This is a genomic window from Actinotalea fermentans (genome assembly GCF_007991475.1).
GTDB lineage: Bacteria > Actinomycetota > Actinomycetes > Actinomycetales > Cellulomonadaceae > Actinotalea > Actinotalea fermentans.
Window position 1 is genome coordinate 1,255,877 of the sequence record NZ_BJYK01000001.1, and the last position, 17,355, is coordinate 1,273,231.

The window sequence follows — 17,355 nt, forward strand, 5'->3', positions numbered from 1 at the left end:
GGTCGCGCGGCCCGCTCAGAGGGTCGTGTAGCCGGCGCGCGCCACGGAGAAGCCCTCGCCCGTCGGGTTGTGCCGGCACGTCGCGCCGTTGCGCGAGCTGTAGCAGGTCATCTCCCCGATGGTCGAGGCCTGCCCGTACTCGAGGACGGGCGCGTCGTCCGGGCGCGGGGGCACCTCCGGGACGCAGGGCTGCGCGGCGCCGTCGGCTGCCGTCACGGTGAAGACGGGGCCGACCGTCCCCGTGCACCCGGGCGGGGGCGTCGGCGGCGCGAAGGAGAACTGGCCGATGACGCACGTCGCCGACGTCTGCGTCATCGAGCACCAGATGTTGCCGCTGGGGAGCACGAACTCCGCCAGGGCCGCGTTGTCGGCCGGCGCGCTCGGCGCCGTCGCCTCGGGGGTCGTCTCGGGGGCCGCGCTCGACGTCGGCGTCGGCGTCGCGGCGGCCGCCGGCGTCGACGGGGCGGCCGCGCTGTTGACCAGGTGCAGGACGAGCAGGACGGCGAAGGTCACGACGAGGATCGCGTCGACGACCAGGAAGGTCCGCTGCCCGGTCGGGGACAGGCTCGGCCCGCCACGGCGCTCAGGCGCCCCAGTGCCCGACATCCACCCCTCCCGAATGATGACCAAGGGCAGCATGACACGGCCGAACGGGTGATGCGAGGCCGTGTCACGCCACCCGGACGGGTGAACGGGACCGCCGCCCGCAGACCGCCGTGCGGGCATTGCTACCGGGCAGTAGGCACGCGTGGCAGGATCGCCCGGAACATCCATCGCCCGAGGAGCACCATCGTGCCTGCAGAGAACCTCACGCGCGCCGAGGCCGCCGACCGCGCCGCCGCCGTCCAGGTCAAGTCCTACGACGTCACGCTCGACCTGACGACGGGTCCGGAGACGTTCGCCTCGACGACGCTCGTGCGGTTCACCGCGACCCCGGGCGCCAAGACGTTCATCGACCTCATCGCGCCCACGGTGCACGCGGTCGAGCTCAACGGGCGTGCGCTCGACGTGGCGGACGTGGTCGCGGACTCGCGGATCGCGCTGGTCGACCTCGCCGCCGAGAACGAGCTGCGGGTCGTCGCGGACTGCGCGTACATGACGACGGGCGAGGGGCTCCACCGGTTCGTCGACCCGGTCGACGGCGAGGTGTACCTGTACAGCCAGTTCGAGGTGGCCGACAGCCGGCGCGTGTACGCGGTGTTCGAGCAGCCGGACCTGAAGGCCGAGTTCCGCTTCACGGTCACGGCACCGGCGCACTGGACGGTGATCTCCAACTCCCCGACGCCCGAGCCCGTCCCGATCCCGGGTGGCACCAACCGCAACGGCGGCACCGACGCCGGCGCGGCGACGTGGACCTTTGACGCCACGCCGCGCCTGTCCAGCTACGTCACGGCGATCGTCGCCGGGCCCTACCACCGCGAGAGCGACACGCTCACGAGCAGCGACGGCCGCACGGTCCCGCTCGCCGTGCTGTGCCGCGCCTCGCTCGCGGAGCACCTGGACGCGCACAACATCGTCGAGATCACGCGCGCCGGATTCGCGTTCTACGAGGAGCTCTTCGGCCTGCCGTACCCGTTCACCAAGTACGACCAGATCTTCGTGCCGGAGTTCAACGCCGGCGCCATGGAGAACGCCGGGGCAGTCACGTTCCTGGAGAACTACGTCTTCCGGTCCAAGGTCGCCGACGCGATGGTCGAGCGCCGGGCGGTGACGATCCTGCACGAGCTCGCCCACATGTGGTTCGGCGACCTCGTGACGATGCGCTGGTGGGACGACCTGTGGCTCAACGAGTCGTTCGCGGAGTACGTCTCCACCCTGGCCACCGCCGAGGCCACGCGCTGGCGCGCCGCCTGGACGACGTTCTCCGCGATGGAGAAGTCGTGGGCCTACCGCCAGGACCAGCTGCCCTCGACGCACCCGATCGTCGCCGACATCCGCGACCTGGAGGACGTCGAGGTCAACTTCGACGGCATCACGTACGCCAAGGGCGCCTCGGTGCTCAAGCAGCTCGTGTCGTGGGTGGGCAAGGACGCGTTCTTCGCAGGGGTGCGGGCGTACTTCGCGCGGCACGCCTGGGGCAACACCCAGCTGGTCGACCTGCTGATGGAGCTCGAGACCACGAGCGGGCGGGACCTGCGGGCCTGGTCGGCCCTCTGGCTCGAGAAGGCCGGCGTCACGCTGCTGCGCCCGCACGTCGAGACGGACGCGGCGGGCGTCGTCACGGCGTTCGAGATCCGCCAGGAGGTCCCCGCCGAGCACCCGGTGCAGCGTCCGCACCGCCTGGCGGTCGGCGGGTACGACGTCGTCCGCGGCGAGGACAATCGCACCCGGCTGGAGCGCGTGGCCCACGTCGAGCTCGACGTCGACGGCGAGGTGACGCCGGTGCCGGCGCTCGTCGGGCGTCCGCGCCCCGCGCTGATCCTGGTCAACGACGACGACCTGGCCTACGCGAAGATCCGCCTCGACGAGGCCTCGCTCGCGGCGGCGACGGAGCACCTGCACGCGTTCACCGACTCCCTCCCCCGGTCGCTGGTGTGGGGCGCGGCCTGGGACATGACGCGCGACGGCGAGTGGGGCGCCCGGGACTTCGCGCGCCTCGTGCTCGGCAACATCGCGCACGAGACCGACTCCTCGGTCGTGCAGACGCTGCTGCGCCAGCTGGTCACGACGCTCGACCTGTACGTCGCGCCCGAGCACCGCGCCGAGACCTCGGCGTGGGCGGCCGGCCGGCTGTGGGAGCTCGCGCGCGCCGCCGAGCCCGGCAGTGACGCCCAGCTCCAGCTCGCACGGGTGGCCGCCGCCCGCTCGACGGCCCAGGCCGAGCTCGACGCGGTCGCCGGGCTGCTCGACGGCTCGGCACCGCTACCCGGCCTCGCCGTCGACACCGACCTGCGGTGGGACCTGCTGGTCGCGCTCGTCGCGGGCGGGCGGGCCGGGCGGGCCGAGATCGACGCCGAGCTCGCGCGGGACGCGACGGCGTCGGGTGAGCGGCACGCCGCCGCCGCACGCGCCGCCGTCCCGACGCCGGAGGCCAAGGCTGCCGCCTGGGGCGCGGTCGTCGACGACGACGCGCTCACCAACGCCCTCCAGACCTCCACGATCGCCGGCTTCGGGCGCGTCCACGACGCGGCCCTGCTCGAGCCCTTCGTCGAGCCGTACTTCGCCGCCCTCGAGACGGTCTGGGGCGCGCGCACGAACGAGATGGCGCAGAACATCGTCGTCGGTCTGTACCCGACGCTGCTCGCGGGCACCGGTCCCGACCTGCTGGCGCGCACCGACGCGTGGCTCGAGGCCCTCGGCGACCGCACGCCGGCGCTGCGCCGCCTCGTGGTGGAGGAGCGCGACGGCGTCCGGCGAGCCCTCGCGGCGCAGGAGCGCGACCGGGCCTGACGCCCGGCCCGCGGGCCCGGACGAGGACCCGCGCAGCGACCGCCCCGGACGACCGGGGCCCGGCCCAGCCGAGCCGCGGTCGCGCTCGCGCACTCGGCCATTCGGGTGAACCCGGCGCGGGTGGGCCCGGGGTCCCACGGGAGCGCTCCCGTTCCCGCTAGTGTTCGTACCGGTCCCTCCCCAGACCTGGGCGTCAGCATGCCCGGGTCGCGTCGAAGCGAACGGACGTCTCCCCCGGCGTCCGTCGCCCGAGGGGCGGTGGAGGGACTCGATGACAGCAACAACCGGACGCGTGCCGCGCGGACGCCGAGGCGTACGCCTGGTGGTGATCCCCCTGGCGGTGACGCTGCTCGTCGTCGTCGGCGTCTGCGTGGGGGTCACGGCGTTCACGCTGGTCCTGCCGGCGATGCGCGCCGACGCCGTGCCCGTGACCACCTCCCCGGCGACGTGCACCACGCACGCCCTGCAGATGGTCGCGCACCCCGACGACGACCTGCTGTTCATGAACCCCGACATCATCAACGAGGTCGAGCGGGGCGCCTGCGTGCGCACCGTCTTCCTCACGACGGGCGACGCCAACCGGGACGCCTCGTACTGGCGCCTGCGCGAGGACGGCATCCGCGCCGCCTACGCGACGATGGCCGGCGCCGAGGACGAGTGGACCCTCGGCACCCTGGAGATCGAGGGCCGGGACCTGCAGCTCGCCACGCTCGACGACGCACCGGGGATCTCGCTGGTCTTCATGCACCTGCCCGACGGCAACCGCCGCGGCACGGGCAACGCGATCCACGGCCGCCAGAGCCTCCTGCGCCTGTGGACGGGCGAGATCGAGACGATCGACGCCGTCGACGGCTCCGCGAGCTACACCTCGGGGGACCTGCGCCGCACGCTGACCGCGCTCATCGACGACTTCCACACGGACACGCTGCGCGCGCAGGACTGGACGCTCGACTTCCGCACCGGGGACAACGCCGACCACACCGCGGCGGCCCGGTACGTCCGTGCGGCCGCCGCGCAGGCCACGAGCGCCCACCGCCTGCTCGCCTACGCCGGCTACCCCAGCTGGACGCAGCCCGCCAACGTCAACGGGCGTGAGCTCGGCCTCAAGGCGGACGCGATCATGGCGTACGCGGAGCACGACCCGAAGCTCTGTGCGCACCTGCAGTGCGTGGAGTCCCTGGTGACGGCGATCCGCAACGGTCGCCAGTACGTCGTCGTGGCCGAGGCGCTCGACCTCGTCGTCGACAAGGCGGTCGGCCGGCGCGACGGCGAGTGACCGGTCCGGCGCGCCGTCGCTAGCCGCGCGCGGTCGCTAGTCGCGCGCGGCCGCGAGCGCCTGGGCCACCGCGTCCGCACGGGCCGCGTCGCGCAGGCTCGCGAACCCGACCACGAGCCCGTCCCCGGGCAGGTGCACCGGCCCGCCGGGGACGACCTCGGCGGGGACGCCGAGCGCCGCGAGCGCGGACCGTCCGCGCGCGGCGACGTCCGGTCCGAGCTGCGCCAGGTACACGTGCAGGCCGGCGGAGACGCCGGTCACCACGACGTCCGGGGCGTGGCGTGCGAGGGCGGCGAGGAGCATGTCCCGCCGCGCCCGGTACACGCCCCGGACCCGGCGCACGTGGCGCAGGTAGGCGCCTGACGTCAGCATGCCGGCCAGCGCCAGCTGGTCCACCACCGGCGACCCCAGGTCGGCCGTGTGCTTCGCCGCGACGACCGCCTCGCGCAGGTCGGCGGGCGGCACCATCCAGCCGAGCCGCAGCGCGGGTGCCAGCGGCTTGGAGACCGAGCCCGCGAGCACGACGACGTCGGGCCCCAGGGCGTGCATCACCCCGACGGGCTCGCGGTCGTACCGGAGCTCGGCGTCGTAGTCGTCCTCGAGGAGCACGAAGCCGGCGGCGCGGGCGCGGCGCACGAGGTCCTGACGGCGCTCGGGCGCGAGGACGCAGCCGGTCGGGTACTGGTGCGCGGCCGTCACGACGACGGCGTCCAGGCCGGTGTGCCCGTCGAGCGCCCCGGCGACGAGCCCGCGCTCGTCCACCGGTACCTCGACGACCTGTGCGCCGAGCGAGCGCAGCTGGGCACCCTGGCCCGGCGAGCCGGGCCGTTCGACCGCCCACCGGCGCAGCCCGGCCGCGACGAGGAGCGCGCCGACCTGCGCGACGCCGGCCACGACGACGACGTCGTCGGCACCCACGTCCGCGCCGCGGGTCCGGCGGAGGTGGTCGGCCAGCGCCTCACGCAGGGCCGGGTGACCGGCCGGGGCGGGGTAGCCGAGGTCGCGGGCGGGAAGGTGGACCAGCACGTCGCGGACGAGCCGTGACCACTGCGCCCGGGGGTACAGCGCGGTGTCGGGCTGCCCGGGGCTCGGTACCCGAGGACCGGCGCGACGGGGCGTCGGCGCGGTCCCGGGGGGCTGCCACGAGACCACGACGCCGGACCGCGGCCGCGCGGTGAGGTACCCCTCGTCCACGAGCTGCTGCACGGCCTCCCCGACGGTGCCGCGCGCGAGCCCGAGGCCCGCCGCCAGCGCGCGGGTGCCCGGGAGCACCGTGCCGACGGGCAGGGCGCCCGTGACGACGGCGGCCCGCAGCCGCGCCCGGAGCCACGCGGTGCGCCCACGCGCCGGGACGCCCGTCGCGCCGGAGCCCAGGTGCAGCAGGACGGCGTCCACGTCGATGCGCATGAGCCAGTCAACCGCACTGGTCCACCAGAGGGCACACGAACTGACCCTGAACGCTGGTCCAGTGGTGTCCCTAGCGTCGGGCCGTGCCCCACCGTCCCGCCGTCCTGTCCTGCCTGCTCGCCGCCGTCTGCGTCGGGGCGAGCATCGCCGTCACGCCGTTCATCGCGGAGTTCCCCGTGCTGGCCGGCCAGGCCGGTCGCTACCTCGTGGCGGCCGTCGTCCTCGGCCTGGCGCTCCCCCGGCTCGAACCGGGCGGCCCGCACCGCCCCCTGGCGCGCTCCGAGCTCGGGCGGATCGCACTCGCGGCCGCGACCGGCAGCGCGGGCTTCAACGTGCTGCTCGTCGCAGCCAGCCGGCAGGCCGAGCCCGCGGTGATCGGCGCCGTCGTCGGTGCGTCCCCGGTCGTGCTCGCGGTGCTCGGCGCCCCGCGCGGCGCCGGCCGGTGGCCGCGGCCCCGCCCGCGCGTGGTCCTCGGGGCGACCGCGGCGAGCGCCGGGGTGGTGGTCGTGCACGGCGGCGGGGCCAGCACCGCCACCGGCCTCCTCCTCGCCGTCGGCGTGCTGGCGTGCGAGGTGGCCTTCACGCTCGCGGTCGCACCCGTGCTGCGCGACGTCGGCCCCGCGCGCGTCTCGGCGTGGAACTGCGCCCTCGCGGCACTCATGCTCGCGGGCGCCTCGGCCGCGGTGGGCGAGCACCTGCGCCCGCCCACCGGCAGCGAGGCCACGACGCTCGCCTACCAGGGCCTGGTCATGACGGCGCTCGCGTTCGTGCTCTGGTACCGGGGCGTCGCCCGGCTCGGCGCCGACCGCGCGGGCACCACCATGGCCGCGGCACCCGTCGCGGCCACGCTCACGGCCGCCGTCGTCGGGACGGGGTCCCTGCGGCCCGCCACCGCGCTCGGGGCCGCCCTGGCCGCCGTCGGGGTGCTCGTCGCCGTCCGGGCCGACGCGCGGGTCAGCGACGCAGCGCCGCCACCAGCGAGCGCAACCGCGGATGGTCGAACAGCTCGTCCAGCGTGACCAGGCGCTGCGCGGAGTCCGCGAGCGGCACCTTCCAGTTCGGGTACTCGGTGTCGGTCCCGGGCTGGTTCTGCGCGCGCCGCTCGCCGACGGCGTCCGGCAACGAGACGCCGACGAGCACCGCGGGCGAGGCGAGCAGCAGCCGGTGCATGGCCTCCACGACCTGGCGCTCCGACGGGTCTGCGCCGACCAGCCCGCGCCGCCCGAGCAGGTCGAGCAGCTGGCGCCGCTCCGCCCAGGCGTCCGCGCGCACCTTCTCGACGGGCTCGGTCAGCAGCCCGAGCCGCTCGCGCAGCTCGACGTGCTCGCCGGCCAGGTAGCCGGCCGTCGGCGGCAGGTCGTGGGTGGTCACGGTGGCCAGGGCCAGGCGCCGGTAGTGCTCGGGCGGACGGAAGTCGTCGCCCTCGCGCTCGAACCACAGCACGGACGTGCCGAGGATCCCCCGGTCGACGAGGTAGTCGCGCACCCAGGGCTCGAACGTGCCGAGGTCCTCCCCGATGACGACCGCGCCGGCCCGCTCCGCCTCCAGGCACAGGATGCCGATCAGCGCCTCGTGGTCGTAGCGCACGTACGCGCCGGCCTGCGCGCCACGGCCCTCCGGGATCCACCACAGCCGGAACAGCCCGATGATGTGGTCGATGCGGATGGCGCCCGCGTGCCGCAGGACCGTGCGGAGCATGTCGCGGTACGGCGCGTAGGCGACCCGCGCGAGGGCGTCCGGACGCCACGGTGGCTGCGACCAGTCCTGCCCCTGCTGGTTGTACATGTCCGGCGGCGCGCCCACGGCGACGCCGTGCGCGAAGACGTCCGACATCGCCCACGCGTCGGCGCCCTCGGGGTGCACGCCGACCGCCAGGTCGTGCATGATCCCGAGCCGCATCCCGCCCTCGAGGGCAGCGCGCTGGGCGGCGGCGAGCTGCTCGTCGGCGACCCACTGCAGCCAGCAGTGGAAGGTGACCCGGTCCGCGAGCTCGGTGCGCAGGGCGCGCACGGCGTCCGACGCGCGGTCGTGGCACTCGGGCGGCCACCGCTCCCCGTCGAAGTGCTCGGTGAGCGCGCACCAGGTGGCGAAGTCCTCCAGCCCCTGACCCTGCTCGGCCCGGAAGGCGTCGAAGCGCGCCTGCCGCGCAGCCGAGCGCGGCGCCGCGTAGACGACCTCGAGCGCGACCTTCTTCGCGGTCCAGACGGCGTCGCGGTCGATCGGGCCGGCGTCCGCGCTGAGCGGGCGGGCCGCCTCGGCCTGCCACTCGACCAGGGTCCGCTCGGCCGTCGGCAGGTACGCCGTCTCGGGGATGTCCTCGACGCGGAGGTACACCGGGTTGACGAAGCGCCGGCTGCTCGGCAGGTACGGCGACGGCGTCATCGGCGGCGCCGGCTCGGCGGCGTGCAGCGGGTTGATGAGGACGAAGTCCGCCGACGCCCGCCGCGCTGCCGACCAGGCCAGGTCCCGCAGGTCGGCGAGGTCACCCAGCCCCCAGGACTGGGCCGAGCGCACGGAGTACAGCTGGGCCATCAGGCCGATCGCGCGCCGCTCGTCGAGCCCGACGGGCAACGTCAGGCGGGCGGGGGTCACGACGAGCGTGCACCGCGCCGTCGTCGCGCCGCTCTCCGCGACGATCGTGTGCCAGCCCAGCGGCAGGTCGGCCGGGATCTCGAGGGTCGCGCGGCCCACCTGGCGCCCGTCCACGGTGCGCGGGGGCACGTACACGTCGAGGTGCGCGAGGTCGCGGCGGCCGCCGCCGGACTCGGCCTCGAGCTCGACCCACGCGTCCACCGGGGCGCCGTCGTCGACGTGCACCGCGACCGAGCCGCCCGCGCCCGCGCGCACCACCAGGACCGGCGGGAGCATGCGCCGCCACACCTCGTCCTCGGCGTTCGTGAGGGCGACCTCGACGCGCTCGGGAGAGCTCGCGTCGACGCCGAGGGCGGCCAGCACGGCGACCAGCGTGCCCTCGGCCACCTGCCGGTGCGAACCGTCGAAGCCCCAGTAGTCCGGCACGACGCCGTACCGGCCCGCGAGGGCGAGCAACGCTTCAGGGAGCGGGGTCTCGGCCACCCTCCGATCCTGCCAGAGGGCCGTGCATCCGCCACGCCCGGCGCACGCACGACGCGCAGGCCCGTGCGTCGCGGCTAGCCTGCCGTGGTGACGTGGTTCGCGACGCCCTCCCCCACCCCTGACGGCCCGACGGTCGACGAGCTGAAGGGCACCGCTGAGCACTGGTTCGACTGGCTGCTCGGCGCACCGCTGCAGACCCTGGTCGCGGTCGTCGCCGGGGTCGTCCTCCTGGCGATCACGCGGTGGCTGATCACCCGGACCGTCCGCTCGGTGGTCTCGGGAGGCGCCAAGGTGCGCCGCCAGGCGAAGCGGCTCCTGCTCAAGACCCCGGTCCGCGGGGCGCTCGACTCCGACTCGGACCCGCTCGCCGTGGCCCGTCGGGTCCAGCGCGCCGAGACCATGGGCTCGGTCCTGCGGTCGACGTCGGCGCTGGTCATCGCCATCGTCGTGGTCACGGCGATCGCCAACATCAACGACTGGGACCTCGGGCCCGTGCTCGCCTCCGCGGGGGTCCTCGGCGTCGCGCTCGGCTTCGGCGCGCAGACCCTGGTCAAGGACTGGCTCTCGGGTCTGTTCATGCTCATCGAGGACCAGTACGGCGTCGGTGACGTGGTGAACCTGGGCGAGGCGTCCGGCGTCGTCGAGGCGATCGGGCTGCGGGTCACCCAGGTGCGCGACCTCTCCGGCACCCTGTGGTACGTCCGCAACGGCGAGGTGCTGCGCGTCGGCAACATGACGCAGGGCTGGTCGCGTGCGCTCGTCGAGGTGCAGGTCCCGCCCGACGCCGACGTGGACCGCGCCGTGGAGGTCCTGCGGGCCGCGGCGACCGAGATCGTGGCGGACCCCGAGCTCAGCCCGCACGTGCTCGCGGAGCCGGAGGTCACCGGCTTCGAGGACCTGCGGGCGGAGGCAGTCATGCTGCGGACCATCATCAAGGTGGCGCCGGCGAAGCAGTGGGTGGTCCAGCGCGCCCTGCGCGCCCGCATCCGCGAGCGCTTCGCCGAGGCCGGGATCTCGATGGCGCTGCCGCGGCAGCTCTTCGTGGAGCGCGGCGAGGGCTGAGCGCGAGGCCCGCCGGCGCGGGCGCGGCGGGCCTCGCCGCCGTCAGCGCCAGGCGAGCAGCCGCTGGCCCTCGGTGACGCGGTCCCCCGGCTCGACCACGGGCACCAGGTCGTCGTCCTCGGCCTGGAGCGCGACGACGGGGCAGATGGCCGAGCGGCCCGCCTGCCGCACGCACTCGGGGGACCACGCGAGGAGCGGCTGGCCCGCCACGACCTCCTGCCCCTCGACCACGGCGACGTCGAAGCACGCGGTCGCGAGGTCCTCCGTGTCCACGCCGAGGTGCACCAGGACGGCCCGGTCCGCGTCCATCGAGATCACGACGGCGTGCGGGTAGACGGAGATCATCCGGCCCGGGCACGGTGCGACGACGACGACGCGCACCGCACCGAGGGTCTCGTCCGGCGGGTCGGGCTCGATCGCCAGGCCCGGCCCCACGACGGCGTCCGCGAAGACCGGGTCGGGGACGTCGGCCAGCGCCACGACGGTGCCGGCCAGCGGCGCCACGATGTCGGTGGTCAGGCGTGCCTCACGACTCTTCATGGTCCCCCCAGACGTCGGCCGCGCGTCCCGTCAACCCTAGCCGCCCGTGTCCAGAGTGTGCGGCTCCACCCGGAACGTCCCCCGGCGGGGACGCGTCGCTCAGCCGCGGAGGTTGTCGATGTCGGCGGCCAGGGAGTCCGCCTCCGGCCCGACGACCACCTGGATCACGCGCCCGGAACGCACCACGCCGAACGCGCCGCTCGCGCGCAGCGCCGCCTCGTCGAGGACGCCCGGGTCCGTGACGACGACGCGCAGCCGCGTGATGCACGGCTCGAGCTCCACGACGTTCCCGGGCCCGCCCAGGGCCGCCAGGATGTCCTGCGCCTTCGTCGCCACGACGACCTCCTCTGGCCCGCCGTGGGGGGCGGCGGCGCCTGCGACGAAGCCTAACGTGAGCGACAATGGCGGGCGTCGCCCCCACGGAAGGATCCACGTGCCCGAGCCCGCACCGTCCGGCGAGCCTGCGGCACCCGCGTCCGGCGAGCCGTCGGCCCCCGCCCCGACTCCCTACGAGGTCCTCGGCGGCACTGAGACGTTCCAGCGGCTGGTGACCCGGTTCTACGCGGGCGTGGCGCAGGACGAGGTGCTGCGGCCCATGTACCCGGAGGCAGACCTCGGCCCGGCGGCCGAGCGGCTGCGCCTGTTCCTCGAGCAGTACTGGGGCGGGCCGAGCACCTACAGCGAGCAGCGCGGCCACCCGCGGCTGCGCCTGCGGCACGCACCGTTCGCGATCGACGGCGACGCGCGCGACCGGTGGCTGCGGCACATGCGCGACGCCGTCGACTCCCTGGATCTCCCCCCGCGGCACCACGCGGTGCTGTGGGACTACCTCGAGCGCGCCGCGCATGCCATGGTCAACCGGGACGCGCCCACCGCGGGCTGGCGAGGAGGAGCATGAGCGAGCAGGACCGGACCACGGCTGGGACGAGCACGCCGCCGACGCCGGCCGGTGACCCGCTCGGCACGGTGCTGGACGTCCTCGACGTCGAGGAGCTGGACACCGACCTGTTCCGCGGTCGCAGCCTGCCGCAGCCCGGTGGACGGGTCTTCGGCGGCCAGGTGCTCGCCCAGTCCCTCCTCGCGGCGGCACGCACCGTCGCCGACGCCCGGCTCCCCCACTCGCTCCACGGGTACTTCCTGCGCGCCGGCGACGCCGGCAAGGGCATCACGTTCATGGTCGAGCGGCTGCGCGACGGCCGGTCGTTCAGCGCCCGGCGGGTGCACGCGATGCAGGGCGGCCAGCCGATCCTCACGCTCACCGCCTCGTTCCAGGAGTCGCAGCCCGGGCTCGAGCACACGGACAGCCCGCCCCAGGCCACCCCGCCGCCGGAGTCCGTGCCGAGCGCGCTGGACGTGCTCGGCAGCGTCAGCCACCCGGTCGCGACGTTCTGGACCCAGACGGCGGCGTTCGACATCCGGCACGTCGAGGAGTCGATCTACCTGGACGCTGCGGCGACCTCGACGTCGCGGCAGATGGTGTGGATGCGGGCGCGCGGCGTCGTGCCGGACGCGGGCGCGGCGTCGGAGGTGTGGCACCGCGCACTCATGGCCTACGCGTGCGACCAGGTGATGCTCGAGCCGCTCCTGCGCCGGCACGGCCGGAGCTGGGCGACGCCGGGGCTGTCCATCGCGAGCCTCGACCACGCCATGTGGTTCCACCGGCCTGCCCGCGTCGACGAGTGGCTGCTCTACGTCCAGTACGCCCCGAGCGCCTCGGGCGGGCGCGGACTGGGCTCGGCGCGGGTCTACCGCCAGGACGGCACGCTCGTCGCGAGCATCGCCCAGGAGGGCATGCTCCGCGTTCCCGACGCCGACTGACCGACCGCCCCACCCGCCGCCGGCGCCCGACGCGCGGCCCGACCGCGACCGCCGCAGACTTGGCGCATGCCCCGCCTGCGCCGTGTCCGCTCCACGGACCCGGGCTGGACGCGGCGGGCGGCGGGCCGCGGCGTCGTCTACCTCGACGAGCACGGGACGCGGATCACCGACCCGGCGGCGGTCGCCCGCTGCCGCGAGCTCGCGATCCCACCCGCCTGGCGCGACGTCTGGATCTGCCCGGCCGACAACGGCCACATCCAGGCCATGGGGACCGACGACGCCGGACGGCGCCAGTACCTGTACCACCCCCAGTGGCGCGCGCGCCGCGACCGCCTCAAGCACGACCACGTGGTGCGCCTGGCGCGGCGCCTGCCCGCGGCACGCCGCCGGGTCGCGCAGGACCTGGCCCGGCCCGAGCCCGACCGCACGAAGGTTCTGGCGCTGGCCTTCCGGCTGCTGGACGAGGCGTACTTCCGCGCCGGCGGGGAGGCGTACGCGAAGGAGAACGGCTCGTTCGGCCTGGCGACCCTGCGGCGCGAGCACGTGCGGCTGGCCGACGACGGGGTCTGGTTCGCCTATCCCGCGAAGTCCGGCCAGTGGCGCGAGGCGCACGTGTCCGACCCCGACGTGCGCGACGCCGTCCGGCAGCTGCTCGAGCGGGACGACGACCAGCCGGACCTGCTGGCCTGGCGCAACGGCGACGGCGGCTGGCACGACGTGACCACCGCCGACATCCTCGACGACGTCAAGGCGCGGCTCGGGCCGGAGGCCCGGCCCAAGGACTTCCGCACCTGGCACGCGACCACCCTGGCGGCCGCCGGCCTGGCCCAGCACCCCGTGCCGCGCAGCGAGCGGGCGCGCCGCCGCGTCGTCGCCCAGGTCGTCCGCGAGGTGGCCGAGGAGCTCGGCAACACGCCCGCGGTGTGCCGCGCGTCCTACATCGACCCGCGCGTCATCGACCTGTGGGAGCGGGGCCGGACCATCGGCCGGCGGCGCACCCGGGGCGGCGCGGAGCGCGCGCTCATCGAGCTCCTCGCCTGAGGGTCCCGGCCCGGCTCGCCTACTCCATGTCCTCCAGCTGGCGCCCGCGGGTCTCGGGCACCCAGCGGAGCACGAACACGAACGACAGGGCCGCGAACGCGGTGTAGAGGCCGTACGCGAGCCCCAGCCCGACCTCGGCGAGCGCCGGGAACGTCGTCGAGATGAGGAAGTTGCCCGCCCACTGGGCGGCGGCCGCGAGCCCGAGGGCCGCAGCCCGGATCCGGTTGTTGAACATCTCGCCGAGCAGCACCCAGACCGCCGGTCCCCAGGAGACCCCGAAGAACACGACGAACAGGTTCGCGGCGACCAGGGCGACGGGGCCCGCGGCGCCCTCGAGGGCGGGCTCCCCGTCGACCAGCGGCGCCGTCGCGAACGCGACAGCGAGCGCGGCCAGGCTCACCGCCATGCCCGCCGACCCCACGAGGAGGAGCCGGCGACGCCCCACCCGGTCGATCATGGCGATCGCGACGACGGTGACCGCGATGTTGGTGACCGACGTGATCACCGTCTGGACCAGGGCGTCCGCCTCGCTGAAGCCCACCTGCTGCCACAGCGAGGAGGAGTAGTAGAAGATCACGTTGATCCCGACGAACTGCTGGAACAGCGACAGCCCGATGCCGACCCACACGATCGGGAGCAGCCCGAGGAACGGGCCCCGCAGGTCCGCGACGGTGGACCGCGCGTCGGCCGCCACGGTGCGCCGGATCTCCCGCAGCCGCTCGTCGACGCCGGACCGCAGCACCTGCGCCAGGACCGATCGGGCCTGCTGGTGCTCGCCGCGCGCCACGAGGAAGCGCGGCGACTCGGGGATCTGCAGCGCCAGGACCCCGTACGCGACCGCCGGGACCACCTCGGTGAGGAACATCCACCGCCAGGCCTCGAGCCCGAGCCACAGCTCCTCGCCCGCCCCGCCGGCCGCCGTCGCGATGAAGTAGTCGCTGAGCAGGGCGAGGAATATCCCGGTGACGATGGCGAGCTGCTGGAGCGAGCCGAGCCGACCGCGGATGCTCGCCGGCGAGATCTCCGCGATGTACGCGGGCGCGATGACCGACGCCGCCCCCACCGCCAGACCGCCGACGACCCGCCACACCACGAGGTCCCACGGCCCCTGGGCGAGCCCGGACCCGACCGCGCTGATGGTGAAGAACGCGGACGCGAGGAGCATCACGCGCACGCGGCCGAACCGCCCCGCGAGCTGCCCGGCCACCCACGCGCCCGCGGCGCAGCCGATGAGCGCCGAGGAGACGGTGAACCCGGTCAGGCCGGCCCCGATGGCGAAGTCCGCCCGGATCGCCTCGACGGCACCGTTGATGACCGCGGTGTCGAAGCCGAAGAGGAAGCCCCCGATGGCGGCGACCGCGGCGAGCAGCACCGCCCGCCCGGTGTCGTACTCCTCGCTCGTGGTCGTGGCGCCGCCGCGGTCGACGTCGTCCGGCCCACCCTCGCTGCGTGCTCGCATCGCGCCCCCTCACGCCGGTGTCCTGCGACCGTAGGTCTGGTGCGGCGGACCGGCCACCGGAGGAGCCGCGGGCCTCAGCCCTCCCGGCGCCGCCAGGCCACGGGCGGCCCGACGTACGGCTCCCAGGTCGCGCGCTCGTCGGGCGTCAGCCGGCGCGGGCGGCCGGAAGCGGCCTCCAGCATCACGATGGTCGTCATGGCCTGGACATGCACCGTGCGCCGACCGCCGACCGTCGAGGTGATCTCGTAGCAGACCTCGATGCTGGCCCCGCCGAGCCGCCCCAGCCACATCTCGATGACGACGGGCTCGCGCAGGTGCGGCACGGCTGCGAGGTACTCGAGCTCCTGGCGGGCGACCACCGTCACGGTGTCGGCGCCCGGTCCGGCGTCGAGCACGGCCGTCGGGTGCGCCTGCTCCGCCGCCTGCGGGTGCCGCCAGAACGCCGCGATGCGCGCCTCCTCCAGGAGCGTCAGGACGGCCACGTTGTTCACGTGCCCGTAGGCGTCCAGGTCCGCCCAGCGCAGCGCCACCGGGATCTGCAGCCGTGCTCGCACGTCGTGGTCTCCTCGTCGTCGTTCGGGTGTCGGTCGGGTGTCGGTCGGGCGTCGGTCAAGGGTGTCGGTCCGGGTGTCAGTCTGGCGGTCGCGCGGGGGCGCGGGCGTCGCCGGGGCGTGGCGCCGGCTCACCGCCGCCGGGACCGCCCTGCCATGGCGACCTGCGCGGCCGAGCGGGCGCGTACCAGCCGGTCCAGGACGTGCGCGACCGGTGCGGTCACGAGCCGGTCCGCCACCTCGGCGACCGCTCGGCGCAGCCGGGCCTCTGCCACGCGCGCCTGGCGACGCGCCCCGACGGCGGCGAGGACCCGTGCGAGCACCGCCGCGGACGCGCCGAGCAGGAGCCCGCCGAGGAGCGCCGCGGTCGGGACGGGCACCGGTCCCCAGGTGGGCGGCTCGGGCAGGGTCAGCCGCAGCGCGGCCGCGCCGGCGAGCGCGGCCAGCCACGCGAGGCCCACGACCGCGGACGCCAGCAGCACCCACTGCAGCGCGCCGACCACCCGCCACCACGCCGGCTGGCGTCGCGGCAGCGGGGTCGCCGCGACCGCCGCATCGAGCGCCGCCGCGAGCTCGTCCGGCGCCGGGTCCGCGCGTCGGCGGGCCTCGAGGACCCAGGCCTCCGGGGCGCCGGCCGTCGCGGCGTCGACGTACGCGCGCACGGCTCCGCGGGCGCGCGCGAGCTGCCCGGGTGCGGGCGCCGGCAGCGAGGTGTGCCCGGCGTCCTGTGGCCCGAGGTGGAGTCGGCGCAGCGGGTCCGGACGCAGGCGGGACAGCCAGCGCAGCGGTGGCCAGCCGGTGACCTGGGCGGCGCGGCGGACGCCGGCCGCGCGGACCGCCTCGACGACGACGGGGACGCCGGCGGCCTCCGCGAGCGCGTCGACCAACGGGTCGACGGGACCCGGACCGCCGCGTGCCGCGGAGCCGCACGCCTCGACGACCCGGCCGCCGAGCACGGCGAGGTCCGCGGCGAGCCGGTCGCGCGACGCCTCCCGGCGGCGCGCCGCGTCGGCGAGGGCGGCCTCCAGGCCGGCCACGCCCTCGCCGGTCCGCGCCGAGACGTCCAGCAACCGGACCCCCGCTAGGCCGTCCTCGGCGAGGAGCCGCTCCAGGTCACGGTGGCACGCGCGGCGCTCGTCGGCGGTGAGCCGGTCGACCTGGTTCAGGACGACGAGCAGCACGTCCCGATGGCCGCCCAGCCCGCGCAGGTAGCGCTCGTGGACCGCCGCGTCGGCGTACTTCTGCGGGTCCAGCACCCACACGAGCAGGTCGACGAGGCCCACGAGCCGCTCGGCCTCGAGACGGTGGTCGGTGACCACCGAGTCGTGGTCGGGCAGGTCGAGCACGACCAGGCCGGTCCCCGCGCCGAGGTCGTGCCGGCGCCGCACGCCCAGCCAGTCCAGGAGCGGCCCGGCGCCGTCGGCACGCACGAGCGCCAGCGCCTCGCTCGTCGTCGGCCGCGTGGCCGCGACCTCGGCCACGTCCTGCCCGGCGAGCGCGTTGAGCAGCGAGGACTTGCCGGAGCCGGTCGGGCCCGCGAGGGCGACGACGGTGTGGTCCGGCAGGCGCAGACGGTCGCCGGCGCGCGCGACGACCTCCGCCGCGGCGGCTGTCAGGTCCTCCGGCAGCACGTCGCCGGCGATGCGCACCGCCTCCGCGAGCGCGTCGACCCGCTCGGTCAGCGGCCGGTTCACGACACCTCGCCCCGGCCCGCGGGGTCCGGCACCGTCGCCACC

The 17,355-nt window shown here is 75.6% G+C and carries 15 protein-coding genes; 7 read left to right on the forward strand and 8 right to left on the reverse strand.

From position 1 onward, the window contains the following. Positions 1 to 15: 15 nt before the first annotated feature. A complete protein-coding gene (locus AFE02nite_RS05825; RefSeq protein ID WP_052113660.1) occupies positions 16 to 606 on the reverse strand; it encodes a hypothetical protein in 591 nt (196 codons plus the stop codon). Positions 607 to 792: 186 nt separating this feature from the next. On the opposite strand from AFE02nite_RS05825, the gene pepN reads away from it, so the two are divergent. Next, the gene (gene pepN / locus AFE02nite_RS05830) at positions 793 to 3,390 is read left to right on the forward strand and encodes an aminopeptidase N (protein ID WP_146819191.1); all 2,598 of its coding nucleotides are present in this window, start codon (positions 793 to 795) and stop codon (positions 3,388 to 3,390) included. Positions 3,391 to 3,661: 271 nt separating this feature from the next. Continuing rightward, complete coding sequence (locus tag AFE02nite_RS17590; RefSeq protein WP_222594325.1) at positions 3,662 to 4,666, forward strand: PIG-L family deacetylase; 1,005 nt, start codon at positions 3,662 to 3,664, stop codon at positions 4,664 to 4,666. A 36-nt stretch (positions 4,667 to 4,702) separates the two neighbouring features. Here AFE02nite_RS17590 and AFE02nite_RS05840 read toward each other — a convergent pair whose 3' ends face one another. Further along, complete coding sequence (locus AFE02nite_RS05840) at positions 4,703 to 6,073, reverse strand: aminotransferase-like domain-containing protein (RefSeq protein ID WP_146819192.1); 1,371 nt, start codon at positions 6,071 to 6,073, stop codon at positions 4,703 to 4,705. An 83-nt stretch (positions 6,074 to 6,156) separates the two neighbouring features. Here AFE02nite_RS05840 and AFE02nite_RS05845 point away from each other — a divergent pair, with 83 nt between their 5' ends. Further along, positions 6,157 to 7,092, forward strand: a complete 936-nt coding sequence (locus AFE02nite_RS05845) for a DMT family transporter (protein WP_146819193.1) — start codon at positions 6,157 to 6,159, stop codon at positions 7,090 to 7,092. Here AFE02nite_RS05845 and malQ read toward each other — a convergent pair. Next, positions 7,028 to 9,148, reverse strand: coding sequence for a 4-alpha-glucanotransferase (gene malQ / locus AFE02nite_RS05850; protein ID WP_034247555.1), 2,121 nt, complete (start codon positions 9,146 to 9,148; stop codon positions 7,028 to 7,030). The two genes, AFE02nite_RS05845 and malQ, sit on opposite strands and share 65 nt — an antisense overlap. Positions 9,149 to 9,235: 87 nt before the next feature. Between malQ and AFE02nite_RS05855 the strand changes: the two genes are divergently transcribed. Continuing rightward, complete coding sequence (locus AFE02nite_RS05855; RefSeq protein WP_146819194.1) at positions 9,236 to 10,210, forward strand: mechanosensitive ion channel family protein; 975 nt, start codon at positions 9,236 to 9,238, stop codon at positions 10,208 to 10,210. 42 nt (positions 10,211 to 10,252) lie between these two features. Here the strand turns inward: AFE02nite_RS05855 and AFE02nite_RS05860 are convergent, their stop codons facing one another. Both AFE02nite_RS05860 and AFE02nite_RS05865 read right to left on the reverse strand, forming a co-directional pair. Next, on the reverse strand, positions 10,253 to 10,750 hold the full coding sequence (locus AFE02nite_RS05860) for a PTS sugar transporter subunit IIA (protein ID WP_034247553.1): 498 nt from the start codon (positions 10,748 to 10,750) through the stop codon (positions 10,253 to 10,255). A gap of 99 nt (positions 10,751 to 10,849) precedes the next feature. After that, positions 10,850 to 11,086 carry a glucose PTS transporter subunit EIIB gene (locus AFE02nite_RS05865; protein WP_034247551.1) on the reverse strand — a complete coding sequence of 79 codons (237 nt, stop codon included), beginning with the start codon at positions 11,084 to 11,086 and terminating at the stop codon, positions 10,850 to 10,852. A 97-nt stretch (positions 11,087 to 11,183) separates the two neighbouring features. Here AFE02nite_RS05865 and AFE02nite_RS17700 point away from each other — a divergent pair, with 97 nt between their 5' ends. From AFE02nite_RS17700 to AFE02nite_RS05880, 3 genes are all read left to right on the forward strand, one after another. Then, a complete protein-coding gene (locus tag AFE02nite_RS17700) occupies positions 11,184 to 11,648 on the forward strand; it encodes a globin (RefSeq protein ID WP_407643072.1) in 465 nt (154 codons plus the stop codon). After that, positions 11,645 to 12,568 (forward strand): acyl-CoA thioesterase, encoded by a 924-nt coding sequence (locus AFE02nite_RS05875; RefSeq protein ID WP_146819196.1) that lies wholly within the window; start codon positions 11,645 to 11,647, stop codon positions 12,566 to 12,568. Before AFE02nite_RS17700 ends, AFE02nite_RS05875 begins: the two co-directional genes overlap by 4 nt. A 66-nt stretch (positions 12,569 to 12,634) precedes the next feature. Continuing rightward, entirely contained in the window at positions 12,635 to 13,609 is a 975-nt protein-coding gene (locus AFE02nite_RS05880) for a DNA topoisomerase IB (RefSeq protein ID WP_034247545.1), read from the forward strand. A 19-nt stretch (positions 13,610 to 13,628) separates the two neighbouring features. Here the strand turns inward: AFE02nite_RS05880 and AFE02nite_RS05885 are convergent, their stop codons facing one another. The 3 genes from AFE02nite_RS05885 to AFE02nite_RS05895 form a co-directional block, all read right to left on the reverse strand. Further along, the gene (locus tag AFE02nite_RS05885) at positions 13,629 to 15,068 is read right to left on the reverse strand and encodes a sugar porter family MFS transporter (protein ID WP_146819197.1); all 1,440 of its coding nucleotides are present in this window, start codon (positions 15,066 to 15,068) and stop codon (positions 13,629 to 13,631) included. Positions 15,069 to 15,142: 74 nt separating this feature from the next. Continuing rightward, positions 15,143 to 15,622 (reverse strand): acyl-CoA thioesterase, encoded by a 480-nt coding sequence (locus AFE02nite_RS05890; protein ID WP_034247543.1) that lies wholly within the window; start codon positions 15,620 to 15,622, stop codon positions 15,143 to 15,145. Between the two features lie 128 nt (positions 15,623 to 15,750). After that, positions 15,751 to 17,313, reverse strand: a complete 1,563-nt coding sequence (locus AFE02nite_RS05895; RefSeq protein WP_146819198.1) for a GTPase — start codon at positions 17,311 to 17,313, stop codon at positions 15,751 to 15,753. Positions 17,314 to 17,355 lie beyond the last annotated feature (42 nt).